The sequence below is a fragment of the Streptomyces sp. NPDC055103 genome, from assembly GCF_053607625.1.
The window spans coordinates 1-12625 of sequence record NZ_JBSGTX010000078.1 but is presented as its reverse complement, the minus strand read 5'-3'; the positions used below and the strand labels follow the sequence as shown (position 1 = coordinate 12625).

Annotated in this window: 11 protein-coding genes; 8 read left to right on the top strand and 3 right to left on the bottom strand. The window is 69.4% G+C overall.

From position 1 onward, the window contains the following. Positions 1–4: 4 nt before the first annotated feature. The 8 genes from ACWFR1_RS34055 (at position 5) to ACWFR1_RS34020 (ending at position 8769) form a co-directional block, all read left to right on the top strand. The gene (locus ACWFR1_RS34055; protein ID WP_453558128.1) at positions 5–415 is read left to right on the top strand and encodes a hypothetical protein; all 411 of its coding nucleotides are present in this window, start codon (positions 5–7) and stop codon (positions 413–415) included. A 156-nt stretch (positions 416–571) separates the two neighbouring features. Continuing rightward, entirely contained in the window at positions 572–3511 is a 2940-nt protein-coding gene (locus ACWFR1_RS34050) for a phage tail tape measure protein (RefSeq protein ID WP_453558125.1), read from the top strand. Positions 3512–3524: 13 nt separating this feature from the next. Further along, on the top strand, positions 3525–6269 hold the full coding sequence (locus ACWFR1_RS34045) for a hypothetical protein (RefSeq protein WP_453558122.1): 2745 nt from the start codon (positions 3525–3527) through the stop codon (positions 6267–6269). Between the two features lie 9 nt (positions 6270–6278). Continuing rightward, the gene (locus ACWFR1_RS34040) at positions 6279–6764 is read left to right on the top strand and encodes a hypothetical protein (protein ID WP_453558119.1); all 486 of its coding nucleotides are present in this window, start codon (positions 6279–6281) and stop codon (positions 6762–6764) included. Between the two features lie 84 nt (positions 6765–6848). Further along, positions 6849–7769: a peptidoglycan-binding protein gene (locus ACWFR1_RS34035; RefSeq protein ID WP_453558117.1), complete on the top strand. Its 921-nt coding sequence runs from the start codon at positions 6849–6851 to the stop codon at positions 7767–7769. Between the two features lie 11 nt (positions 7770–7780). Beyond that, a complete protein-coding gene (locus ACWFR1_RS34030; protein ID WP_453558114.1) occupies positions 7781–8005 on the top strand; it encodes a holin in 225 nt (74 codons plus the stop codon). After that, positions 8002–8322, top strand: coding sequence for a hypothetical protein (locus tag ACWFR1_RS34025; RefSeq protein WP_453558111.1), 321 nt, complete (start codon positions 8002–8004; stop codon positions 8320–8322). Before ACWFR1_RS34030 ends, ACWFR1_RS34025 begins: the two co-directional genes overlap by 4 nt. A gap of 195 nt (positions 8323–8517) precedes the next feature. Next, positions 8518–8769, top strand: coding sequence for a hypothetical protein (locus ACWFR1_RS34020; protein WP_453558108.1), 252 nt, complete (start codon positions 8518–8520; stop codon positions 8767–8769). On the opposite strand, the gene ACWFR1_RS34015 is transcribed toward ACWFR1_RS34020, so the two are convergent. The 3 genes from ACWFR1_RS34015 to ACWFR1_RS34005 form a co-directional block, all read right to left on the bottom strand. Further along, on the bottom strand, positions 8766–9803 hold the full coding sequence (locus ACWFR1_RS34015; protein ID WP_453558105.1) for a helix-turn-helix domain-containing protein: 1038 nt from the start codon (positions 9801–9803) through the stop codon (positions 8766–8768). The two genes, ACWFR1_RS34020 and ACWFR1_RS34015, sit on opposite strands and share 4 nt — an antisense overlap. 728 nt (positions 9804–10531) lie before the next feature. Continuing rightward, positions 10532–10771, bottom strand: a complete 240-nt coding sequence (locus ACWFR1_RS34010) for a helix-turn-helix transcriptional regulator (protein WP_453558102.1) — start codon at positions 10769–10771, stop codon at positions 10532–10534. A gap of 169 nt (positions 10772–10940) precedes the next feature. After that, a complete protein-coding gene (locus ACWFR1_RS34005; protein WP_453558099.1) occupies positions 10941–12569 on the bottom strand; it encodes a recombinase family protein in 1629 nt (542 codons plus the stop codon). Positions 12570–12625 lie beyond the last annotated feature (56 nt).

Genomic DNA, 12625 nt, shown 5'->3' with positions numbered 1-12625 from the left:
ACCCGTGTTTCTCGTCTACCAGCCCGAGGGCCAGGACGCGCCGACCCGCTGGCGCTACAACCCGCGCAAGCTCATGTCCATCGAGCGCGAGGACCTGGAGCGCCGCACCGGCCGGAACTTCAGCGACTTCACCACCGCCATCCTCCAGGGGAACAGCCTCTGCCGCCGCGCGCTGCTCTACACCTTCCTGCGCCGCGACCACCCCAAGACCAAGTTCGACGACGTCGACTTCGCCTGGGACGAACTGACCCTGGAGTACTCCCGCCAGGAGCTCATCGAAATGCGGGAGAAGGTCGCTTCGAGCACGCACGGCGCCGAGCGGGCGGCCGCTCTGGAGGCCCTCGACAAGGACATCGAGGACGCCTTCGACGACACCGAGGCGGAGGGAAAAGCGACGCTGCCGATCGCCGACTGAGGCAGACCGGCAACGCCGCCCACCTCCTCGGCATCAAGCCGTGGCAGTGGGACCTGATGACTGTCGAGCAGACCGACCGGGTCCTCGACTGGCTCGACGCTTACAAGGCCTCCATGGACGAGGCCGAGGAGAAGATGCGAAGGGGGTGACTCCGTCGTGTCGGATACCTCCCTCGTGTTCAACCTCGTCGCCAGGGACCGCGCCAGCGGAGAAGTCAGCGCGATGGGCGAGCGGTTCAACACCGCCGCCGCCGGGATCGGCGCCGGATTCGCGGCCGCGCTCGGCGCAAGCGTCGTGACCGCGATGGACATGGAGGCCGCCGGCGACAAGCTCGCCGCGCAGCTCGGCGCGGGCCCGGCCGAGGCCGCCGCCCTCGCGCAGGTCTCCGCGAAGGTCTACAAGGAGGCCTGGGGCGACTCCACGGCAACAGTGAACGAAGCGATCCGCGGGGTCTACAAGAACATCGGCGACACCTCCGAGGCCGAGGGCGGCCTCGAGGGCGTCACCAAGAAGGTCCTGGCGGTCGCCGAGGCGTTCGACGAGGACCTCGCCATGGCGACGGCCGCCGCCGGCCAGCTCGTGCGCACGGGCCTGGCGAAGAACGTCGACGAGGCCCTCGACATCATCACCGTCGGCCTCCAGGGCGCCGCTGACAAGTCGGGCGACTACCTCGAAACGCTCAACGAGTACTCCACACAGTGGCGCCGCATCGGCCTGGACGGAAAGACCGCCACGGGGCTCCTCACCCAGGCGCTCGCGTCCGGCGCCCGCGACGCCGATCAGGTCGCCGACGCGATCGGCATCTTCGGCGAGAGCGCCCTCAAGGGCGGCAAGGCCGTCGACGACGCGTACAAGTCCATCGGCCTGTCGAGTAAGACCGTCGGCAGGCTCATGCGCGAGGGTGGAACCAGCGCACAGAAGGCCCTCCAGATGACCATGGACGCCTTGCGCGGCACCGAGGACAAGACCGTCCGGCTCAACGCTGCGGCCGCCCTGTTCGGCGACCCCGCGAACATCATGGGCGACGCCCTGTACGCCCTCGACCCTGCAACCGCTGCAGCCGCCGGCGGCATGGACAAGGCTGCGGGCGCGACAGGCCGCTTGGCCGAGACCCTTGAGAACAACGGCACCAGAGCCCTGGAGAAGTTCAAGCGCGGCGCCATGGCTCAACTCGGCGAAGTAGGTGGCAAGGTAGCCCAGTTCGCCATGGACAATCAGGCCGTCGTCGTCCCCCTCGGGTGGGCATTCACGGGCCTCGCGGTCACTGTCCTGGCCGTCAAGGGCGCGATGATGGCGTACACCGCCATCGCCGCCATCGTCTCTGGCGCACACATGATCATCTCTGCGTCGTGCTGGACCGTCATGGGCAACTGGATCCGGATGAACGCGATCGGTCTGGCCATGTATGCGCGGATCGCCGCGGGCGCCGTCGTCTCTGCCGCAACCACTGCGGCCGCCTGGGTTGGGTCGGCCCTTACCGCGATGGGCACATGGCTCGCCGCTGTCGTGCGGACCGCCGTTACCGCGGCCGCGCAGTTCGTGATGATGGCCGCCCGCGCCGTCGCCTGGGCCGCCGTCATGGCCGCACAGTGGCTGATCGCCATGGGCCCGATCGGCTGGGTCATCGCCGCCGTGATCGCTTTGGTCGTGCTGATCATCCTCAACTGGGACAAGATCAAAGCCTTCACCGCCAAGGCCTGGGACTGGGTCTGGAAGAAGATCCAGGGCGCCATCCAGAACATCTTCGCCGCCATCGCATGGCTGGGCCGGCTACCCAAGATGGTCGGCGACTTCTTCGGCAAGATGAAGGACTGGGCCATCCGCAAGATGGCCGAACTGATCGTCTGGCTGCGCGGTCTGCCGGGCCGGATCGGCTCCGCCGTCGGCAGCCTCAAGTCGCTCCTCGTCGACAAGGGACGCGACGTCGTGCGCGGTCTGGCCTCCGGCATTGAGTCCATGGGTGGCTGGATCCGCGACAAGGTCATGTCGTTCGCCCGGGCCGTGATCCCGGGCCCCATTGCCAAGGCCCTCGGCATCGCGAGCCCCTCGAAGGTGACCAAGGCACAGGGTCGGTGGGTCGCGCGCGGCCTCGTCATCGGCCTTACCGGCTCCGCACAGCAGGTCCGGGCCGCGGCAACCAAGCTTGCCGACATCGTCCGCGACTCCCTCGCCCCGGGGAAGAACCGCAGCGCCGCCCTGAAGCGGATCGACACCGGCACGAAGCAGCTGGTCGCGCTCGCGAACCGCGAGGCGGCCGTCGCGACCAAACTGAAGACCGCCAACAAGTGGCTCCAGGACCAGATCAAGGCCCGCAACGAGCTCGCCGCGAGCGTGAAGCAGGGCATCCTCGACGCCGCGAACATCACACAGATGGGCGACCAGGGCGGCACCACCACCACCAGCATCTGGGCGAACCTCAACCAGCAGTTGGCCAAGGCCAAGGCCTTCGCAGCCCAGCTCGCCACCCTGAGGAAGAAGGGCATCCGCGCCGACCTGATCGCGCAGATCGCTCAGGCCGGCGCCGAGCAGGGCGGCGCCGCGGCCGCCGCGCTCGCGTCCGCGTCGTCCGGGCAGATCGCCCAGATCAACTCCACGCAGAAGCAGCTCGTCGCCGCCGCCGGGACCGCAGGCAACGTCGCCGGGGACGCGATGTACGGGGCTGGCATCCAGGCCGCTCAGGGCCTCGTCAAGGGGCTCCAGAAGGAGCAAGCGGCGATCGAGAAGCAGATGCTGACGATCGCCACCTCCATGCAGAAAGCGATCAAGAAGGCACTCGGGATCCGATCGCCCTCGCGGGTGATGGCGATGCTCGGCCAGTGGATCCCCGCCGGCCTCATCCGGGGCATCGACGACGGCCGTCCCGCCGTCGCCCGCTCGATGGCCACCCTTGCCCAGGTTCCGCCGTCCTCGGCAGGACTGCTCACCGGGCAGCAGATGGCACCGGCCGCCCCGCTTCTGCATCAGGGCGCCGGATCTGGAGGGGTTGTCGTCGTGCGGCTGGAGACGACCGGCGGCGACTCCGCGACCCGCACGTTCCTCCAGAAGATCGTCCGCGTCGAGGGTCGCGGCAACGTCCAAATGGCCTTCGGGCAGTAGAGAGGAGTTCACTGTGGCGTTCCCGCAGACACCACTCGATGTGGATGTCGAGCTCCAGATCGGCGGCACCTGGACCGATGTCACCGCCGACGCCTACACCCGGTCCCCGATCGGGACCGAGTGCGGGCGCTCGGAGGAGAGCGTGCGCACCAACCCCTCCAAGGCGAGCATCCAGTTCAACAACAGGCTGGGCAAGTACTCCCCGCGCAACCCGATGAGCCCCTACTTCGGGCTCATCGGGCGCAACACTCCGGTGCGGCTCGCTGTCCGGGCGGGGGCCAGCTACCTCAACGTCACCGGGCAGAACAACTCCGGTGCCACGACCCCGGACACGGCCGCGCTCGATGTCACTGGCGACATTGACATCCGCCTCGACGCCACCCTCGACCGGTGGGTGACCCCGTCCGGAACGCAGCCGACAGACCTCGCGGGGAAGTTCCACACGGCCGGCAACCAACGGTCATGGATGCTCCAGGAGCGTGTCGGCCGGATCTACCTGGAGTGGTCAACCGACGGCACGGCCACCCTCAGCGCCCAGAGCACGGCCGTACCCGCGCTCCCGCCGTCCCGCCGCATGGCCTGGCGCACCACCCTCGACGTCAACAACGGCGCCGGCGGGTGGACAGTCGTGTTCTACACCGCCGAGACGATCGCGGGGCCATGGACCCAGCTCGGTGACCCGGTCACCGGCACCGGCGTCACCTCCATCTACAACTCGACCACGGCCCTCGTGGTCGGCGACGCCACCAACCTCGCGTACACCAAGCCCACCGGCCAGATCCACGCTTTCGAGCTCCGCAACGGCATCAACGGCACTGCCGTCGCCAACCCCGACTTCACCGCCCAGACACCTGGCGCCCCGTCGGTCACCGACTCCACCGGCAAGGTCTGGACGATGGCCCTCAACGGGAGCATCAGCAACCGGCACCTGCTCTTCGACGGAGAAATCTCGTCCTGGCCCACCCGCTGGGACGTCTCCGGGAAAGACGTGTGGACGTCCGTCGAGGCCGCGGGAACGCTGCGCCGCCTCGGCCAGGGGACCAAAGCGCTCGACTCGACGCTGCGGCGGCGCCTGCCCTCCTACACCCCGCTCGCCTACTGGCCGTGCGAGGACGCCAACGGCGCCACACAGGCCTACTCGCCCCTGGCCGGCGGAGCCGCGCTCGCCGTCTCGGGCTGGAACTTTGCACAGGACGACACCCTCGGCGGCTCGGACGTCCTGCCCACCGTCGCACCCGGCGGCTCCATGCGCGGCCGCGTCCCCTCGTCCGCGTCCACCACCTGGGCCCTGTGCATGATCTACCGCGTCGACGGCACCCCGCCCGTCGCCGAACAGGAAATGCTGTCCTGGACCGCGACAGGAACGATCCGCCGATGGCGCATCACCATGGGCACCAGCGGTGTCCACCTGCTCGGCTACGACGCTGCCGGCACCCTCTACCTCGACTCCGCGATTGGCCCCATCACCGGCGCCCTCAGCGGTGACTGGCACCGGCTCGAATTCACCGCCCAGCAGTCCGGCGGGAACATCGCGTACACCATCGCCTGGACCCGCATCGGTGGCGGCGCAACCACCTCGATCCCCGGCAGCATCGCCGGGACCGTCGGCGCCGTCACCCAGATCGATACCCAATTCGGCCCCGGTCTCCCGGACATCCACGTAGGCCACATCACCGTCTTCCCGGCCGCCGTCATCGCCAGCGCCTACGACTCAGCCGACCATGGATTCACCGGCGAGACTGCCACCGCCCGCATCGCTCGCCTCGCCACCGAGGAGAGCCGGACCGTCTCCGCCACGGTCTACACCGACCCAGCCGTCCCCTCCACAGCCCTCGGCTCCCAGCGCCCCGCCGACCTCCTGACCCTGCTCCAGGACTGCGCCGACGCTGACGGAGGCATCCTCTACGAGTCCAAGACCGACGCATCCCTCGCGTACCGCGACAGGCGAAGCCTCTACAACCAAACCCCGCGGCTCACCCTCAGCTACACCGCTGACGGCGAGATCGGGCCGCCGCTGGAGCCGACCGACGACGACCAGAAGAGCCGCAACGACATCACCGTCACCCGGGAGCGCGGCTCCTCAGCCCGCGCCGTCCAGGAGACCGGCCCCATGTCAACGGCCGCCCCACCGAACGGCATCGGCGTCTACGACGAATCAGTCACGCTCAACGTCGCCGACGACTCCCAGCCCGAGCAGATCGCCGCCTGGCGTCTGCACCTCGGCACCTGGGACGAGGCCCGCTACCCCACCGTGCGCCTCATGCTCCACGCCGCACCCCACCTCATCCCCGCCACGCTCAACCTCACCGTCGGCGACCGCATCCAGATCACCGACCTGCCCCCATGGCTACCGCCCGGGCCGATCGACCTGATCGTCCAGGGCTGGAGCCAGGTCCTCGACCTGTACACCTGGGACATGGTGCTCAACTGCACCCCAGCCGGCCCCTGGCGCGTCGGCGTCTACGACTCGCCCACCCTCGGCAAGGCCGACACCAGCGGCTCCCAGCTCACTGCCGGGATCAACTCCACGGCGACATCGTTCTCCGTCACCACCACCGCTGGCCTGGCGTGGACCACGACACCGGCCGAATTCCCCTGCCCGATCGTCATCGGCGGTGAGGAGATGACCCTCACCGGCGTCACAAGCAGCACCTCGCCGCAGACGTTCACCGTGGTCCGTTCCGCCAACGGGATCGTCAAGAGCCACGCCGCCGGAGCCCCCGTCGCCCTCGCCCGACCCGTTGTTTACGCCCTGTAAGGAGGTGCCGTGCCAGACCCCGTAGTGCTGCCCGGACAGACCATCACGGCCGACACGATCAATGGCCTCGTCGCTCCCCACATTCAGGTCTACAACCCCACCTTCTCCATTCCGTCCGGTGGCGGCACGTACACCGCGTGCAGCTTCTCCAGCGCCCTCAGCAGTAACCACGCATCCATGTGGACCATCGGCCAGCCCACCCGGCTCGTCGCCCCCAGCGCCGGCGTCTACCTCCTGCATGGCGGCATCATCTGGACCGGCGCTCTCTCCACATTCGACGGGCGGGGCGAGATTCGGCCCAACGGCCTCTCCACCCCCGCCACTGGGGCCCGCGTCGGTACCCAGCGTGGCAGCGGGGGCAACATGCAGTCGACCGTGAGCGGAACCGTCACCCTCGCCGCCGGCGGTTACATCGAGCTCTACCTCAACACCCAGGCCGCCGTCTCCGTCGCTGTCGCCGCCACCCTGGGAATCACCCGCGTCTCACTCACCTGATCCCGAGAACACCCCCTGGGCTTTGTTCACGCCCGCCCGCCCCGAGCCTGATGGCCGGGGCGTTCGTCATACCTGGAGGTCCTCATGGCCACTCCCCTCCCCGCAGACCGGTTCGTTGCCGCGCTGCGCGCCGAGGGCGTCACCGTCGTCGAACACCCCGGCTGGCGCACCCACAACCGCAATCAGGCCGGCTCCTGGGGGCCGGTGAACGGGGTGATGATCCACCACACCGTGAGCTCCGGCACGGCCTCATCGGTCGCGCTGTGCTTCAACGGCTACGAGGGCCTCCCCGGCCCCCTCTGCCACGGCGTCATCGCGAAGGACGGAACCGTCCACCTCGTCGGCTCCGGCCGCGCGAACCACGCGGGCGGCGGCGACCCGGCCGTCCTCCAGGCCGTCATCACCGAGACCTACGACGACCGGCCCCCGGCGCCCCGCGTCCACCAGGGCAGCCCAGGCGCCGTCGACGGCAACTCCCGCTTTTACGGGTTCGAGTGCGTCAACCTCGGCAACGGCACCGACCCGTGGCCGGCCGAGCAGCTGCTCGCCATCGAGCGCGTCTCCGCCGCCCTGTGCCGCGCGCACGGCTGGGGCGCCCGCTCCGTCATCGGTCACCTGGAGTGGTCCGACTGGAAGAGCGACCCCAAGGGTTTCGGCATGCCGACCATGCGGACCCGCGTACAAACCCGCCTCGGCAAGGATCTCACCCCGGCGCCGTCGCGGCCGGTCCCGGCCCCGCCGACGCGTCCCGCCCTGGAGCCCTTCCCCGGCGCCTCGTTCTTCACCAAGGGCAAGACCTCCCCGATCATCACCGCCATGGGCCGGCGCCTCGTCGCCGAGGGCTGCTCCTCGTACCGGTCCGGGCCCGGGCCCCGCTGGACCGAGGCCGACCGCCGCAGCTACGCGAAGTGGCAGCACAAGCTCGGATTCCGCGGCTCCGACGCCAACGGCATCCCCGGCCCCACCTCCTGGAACGCCCTCCGCGTCCCCAAGACCACCCGCTGAAAGGCACCCCCATGAACCGTCTCCTCCTCGACACCGTCGAGCGCACCGTCGGTACGTACGCCGTGGCCTTCCTCGGCCTGCTCCTCGCGGACGGCTTCGACCTCACCAACCTCGGCGCGGTCAAGGCCGCCGCGATCGCCGCCGTCCCGGCTGCCCTGTCCGTGGTGAAGGCCGCGGTCGGCTCCCTGATCGGCGACCAGTCCACCGTCGGGTGGGTGCCCCGGCAGCGCTCGTGACGCCGTCCGAGTCCACGCAGGTAGCGGTCGAACTGGCGGAAATGCGCGGCGAGATCAGGACTGGGTTCGCTGAGGTGTCGGGTCGGCTCGACCTCACCTTGCAGCGGACGGACCAGAACGAACGGGCGCAGGCCGAGCAGCGCGACACGATGAAGCGGGTTGAGGAGCGCGTCGACGCCCTGGAGGCGAAGGCCGAAGCGTCGGCCACGCACGGCCCGCGGCTGGCTGCCGTGGAGAAGCTGGGATGGACGGCTATCGGGATCGGGCTCCTCGCGGTCCCGGCCAGCGGCTGGCTCGTCAACGTCCTGGTGAAGTAGCACCCGTGATCACTTTGCGGATGGCCGCAAAGTGATGCTCCGAGCAGGCCACGCCCCCTTCGCCTTCGGGCGGAGGGGGCGGCTTCGTCGTATCCGGGACCGGCAGCGCTCAGGCCCGCTACGCTGGCGGTGCTCGCCCCCGAGGCCCGACCCTCGGGGGCGCCGCTGTCACTGGGCCTCGCTACGATCCGGGCCATGACCACCACGTACCGCGTCACCTACAAGGTCCTACCCGCAGGCGCTGGACCCGACGACTACGAACCGGCCGACCTGGAGACCCACACCGACGTAGTCGAGGCGTCGGACCCGGAGGAAGCCGGGGTCATCGCGGGCGAGATGCAGCGGTACCTGCCCCGCTACGAGGAGCTCGGGGCCGCACTCCGGCCGAAGCTTGCACCCGGCGCCCACCCAATCATCACGAGGGCCGAGATCGTCGACGCGCCTTAGCTTCGCTGCTCAGCGTCAGCCAGCCGGGCCGCATAGTGCGCATGATCCCTCGGGAAGCCCTCGAGGCCGGGCAGCGCGTCACGGAATCCGTCGGCGGCAGCCGCCCAGTCCCGGCACGCGTAAGCCACCGTCGCGGCATGAAGCCGCGCGCGAGCTTCGTTGAGGAAGTACAGCCAGCCCGGCCGGTCGGCCTCATTCGGGACGCGCAGGGCGAGTGCGAGCGCCTCGTCTGCGAGCCGCCGCGCCCGGTCCCGCTCGCCGACCGCTGCGGCCGCAATGGCCACCTGCTGTGTCGCGGCCGACGCTGCCCCCGGCGACAGTCCTGATGCCCCGCGCGCGGCTTCCGCCGTCCGCAACGCCCGGACCGGGTCCCCCAGTTTCAGCGTGTAGTACGAGCGGACCCGCAGGACCCAGGACGCCATGTCCGCATGCCCGCCATCCACCGCCCACCCGTGCGCAAGGTCGAGCCACGAGCGTGCGGACCCGTGTTGCTGCTCAGTCCAGGCAACCCAGGAGAGCCAGTGCGCATGTTCGGCGGCGAGGAGCAGCAGCCGGTCGGCGGTGTTGCCGGAGGTATCGGGCAGGAGCCGCGTGACCGTATCGAGCTGGGACTGTACGACGGGCCAGAGCGGTGTACCGCTGTCCGCGTCCTCATCGCGTCGGTGCTGGGCCAGGACCTTGCCGATCCGGTCGGCCGTACGAAGGTCGACGCGGCCCGTGGCATGCGCGTGGGCGAGGCGGGCGGCAAGGTCGGCTGACGGCGCCCACTCGTCCACGGCCCTCTCAGTGGCGCCAGTCAGTTCGTGCGGAACCTGGAGCGCCTGCACGATGCGGTCCTGAACCTCGGCGGTCTTCACCTGTCGGCGGCCCGACTCAATGGCGGAGATGTGGGGCTGTGGTAGGCCGGTCAGGCGCTCCAGTTCTACCTGCGTCATTCCGCCAGCGGCACGCCGGTACTCGCGGAGTAGCGCGCCCCAGTCGCCGCGGACCCATGCGGCACGTAGGCGCACATCGGCCCAGAGTTCCCGACCCATGAGGTGACGATACGCCGCGATATACAGCCTGTGTATCGGATCCGGGGCAGACCCCACCCACTCTGGGGATGTCACTGTCCGAGTCGGGTCGGAAAGACACAACGATGCCCATTCTCAGAAGGCCACCAGTCCGCCACTGCACGTATTGTCCGAAGCCTGAAGCCGACGCATGCATCCGCACCCTGCGCAATGAGGCTGGCGGCGCTCACATCTACGCCCACCAGAAGTGCGCGGCCGCGCGCGGAGTACGCCCGCTGTACCTGTTCGTTGACGAGCCGGCGCCCGGGCGGCCGCGATGAAGAAGGACGCCGAGGAACAGATCCGGGGCGTGTGCCGGCTTGGCGAGCACGAGTGGTGTGACGCGGGCCCCGTGCTTACCAGCTGCGGCCGGGTCGCGCTCGTCATCCGCTGCGACTGCCGCTGCCACGGACGGAAGGGGCGGCGATGAAACGCTGCGACTACTGCGGGGACCTGATCACCGGCCAGGCGCGCGACTTCGAAGTCGATGCCGCGTCCGGCGCGCACGTTCCTACCTACTGGCATGCCGACCCGGCGGAATGCGGGCCGCGCATGCGGCGCGTGACCACGATGGACGACCAGCGGGACAGCCCGCTCCAACGCCAACTCGCGTGGGCTCGGAGTCCCCGCCCCTGAACTCCTGCTCGCGGGTGGCACGCCGATCGTCCGCGAGCAGGACGTGCCCCGGCTGGACCGTCCCCCAGCCGGGGCTACCGCACCAGTTCCTCCACGGGGATACCGAGCGCGTCGGCGATGAGGAGGAGTTCGGTGAAGCGGGGGTCGCGTTCGCCGCGTTCGTACCGTTGGACGCTGCGGCGTTCCATGCCGATCCGGTCAGCCAGCTGGTCCTGCGAAAGGCCGGCCGCTGTACGAAGCTCGCGGAGACGGTCTCCCAGGGCAGTACGGCGGCGAAGGACTGATTCGGGCAGGGGTGTTCTTCGAGCTGGCACGTCGCCCACGCTGAGCGGCTAACGATCTTGCGTCAGTACCCAAACGGTCGCATCGCGGATAGAGTCCCCTCGATTCCGGAATACGGAATTCCACAGCTGGCCCTCCCAGTCCTGCCCCCCAGGCGACAGGGAGAGGCCAGGCAGCGCCCTCGCTTCGGCGGGGGCGCTGTCACTTCCAGTCGATGCGAACTGCGTCCGGATCCCAGTACCCGCCCCCTGGCATGCGCCCCCTCCTGGCAGGAAGCACCACCACCGTCATCAGGTAGTCGATCACCGCCCGCTGCCGCCCAAGGTCGAGCGCGTTCCACATGGCTTCCGGGTCTTCGGCGCCTACCAGTCCGACTACCGGGTTTACCTTCACAGCAGCGGACAGCACCTTCTCGGCATCCGCAAGACGCTGCTTTGCCGCCTTCGAGGCAGCGCGCCACTCCAGCATGTCCATCTCGCCGCTACCCAGGGCAGCTGCGAGATCGGTCAGCATCTCGCGCGCCTCGCGCATGTCCCGCTGGGCACCGCGCACATCCACCGGGTCCTCTCGGGCGGCAAGCAGATCAGCAGCATCGGGCCGACTCACACGCTCCAGCACGGCTAGCTGGACGTAGTCGTCGAGGAGGTCGACACGGCGCATGATGTGCTTGCTGACGCGGCAGGTGTATGAGGGGATCCCCAGCCGTCGGTGATGTTCGCCGCCAGTGGCGATGCGCAGGCTCCCGCCGTGGACCCCGCAGACGTAGAGCGTGCTGCCCAGGTGCCGGCGCGCGCTGCCGGTCGTGGTGCGCCGCGACTCGTCTTTCAGGAGCGCCACGACGCTCCGCCATTTCGGCTCGTCAACCAGCGCCTTCCACCCGCCGCGGCCAGCCTCCTTCCCACGATGCACGAGGATGCCTGCATTCCGGGGCCGCAGGACCATGGACCGGACCTCTGCGCCCGCCCACTTGACTCCAGTGCTGGTGAGGATTCCGTCCTCGTTCCACCGGGCCGCCACGGAGTTCAGGGTCGCGCCAGCCAGCAGCAAGTCCACGGCCGATTCGACGAGGGCGGCCTCGGACTCAGGGGCGATGTTGGCCTGGGTACTGCACTTGCGGCAGAAACACTCCACGGTGAAGCCCTGTCGGGCGCTACAGGCCTGACAGGCGCGGTTCCGAAGGAAGTCGCCCTCTTCCCCGCACGAGAGGCACAGACGGACACTCAGGAAGCCGTCGGCCTTGTCCTCGTCGCACCGCGGGCAGTGCAGCGACCTCGGAGTGATGCCGTCGGGTTCGTACCCGAACGGGCGCCGGCCGCCAAAGTACTCGCCGCGCTCGGCCATCTGATCGCGCTTCCGGCGTTGCCGTTCGATCATGCGCTCGATCTCGTAGCGCGCCTGGACACCGAGTTGGCGGGCGATCATCCGGCCCGTGGCCGTGGTGAGGTCCAGGTGCCCGGCCTTGACGGTGCGGGTGTCGATGCCCTTCGGCTCGCAGACGTTGATGTACTCCTCCAGCTCGGCCGGGGAGCGGTGGAGGCGGTCGGTGTGCCACGCAAGAACGCAGTCACCTTCACCGTCGCGGAGGGCCTGAAGCATGGCGATGTAGTCGGGGCGGGGCTTGCCGCTGTATGCCGAGAGGTCGTTGTCCTTGAAGGGGCGGACGACGCGGTACTCGACATCAGAGTTGGAGAGCTGGGCCGCGAGGGTGTGGCAGTCCTCGATCTGCCGCTCGACGCCGAGGCCGGCGCCTTCGCGGTCCTCGCTGATGCGGGCGTAGATGAAGCATCGGACGATGCGGCGGCCGGTGACTGGGTCGACGTGCTCGGGCATGTCCGTATCCTGGCACTTTAGAAGCGCACATGGCGGGTGTTTGCCAGATCGAAGCC

Excerpts from the sequence above, each read along its gene's own strand:
- ACWFR1_RS34035 (WP_453558117.1), top strand. The coding sequence starts at position 6,849 with ATGGCCACTCCCCTCCCCGCAGACCGGTTCGTTGCCGCGCTGCGCGCC.
- ACWFR1_RS34030 (WP_453558114.1), top strand. The coding sequence starts at position 7,781 with ATGAACCGTCTCCTCCTCGACACCGTCGAGCGCACCGTCGGTACGTAC.
- ACWFR1_RS34020 (WP_453558108.1), top strand. The coding sequence starts at position 8,518 with ATGACCACCACGTACCGCGTCACCTACAAGGTCCTACCCGCAGGCGCT.
- ACWFR1_RS34015 (WP_453558105.1), bottom strand. The coding sequence starts at position 9,803 with ATGGGTCGGGAACTCTGGGCCGATGTGCGCCTACGTGCCGCATGGGTC.
- ACWFR1_RS34005 (WP_453558099.1), bottom strand. The coding sequence starts at position 12,569 with ATGCCCGAGCACGTCGACCCAGTCACCGGCCGCCGCATCGTCCGATGC.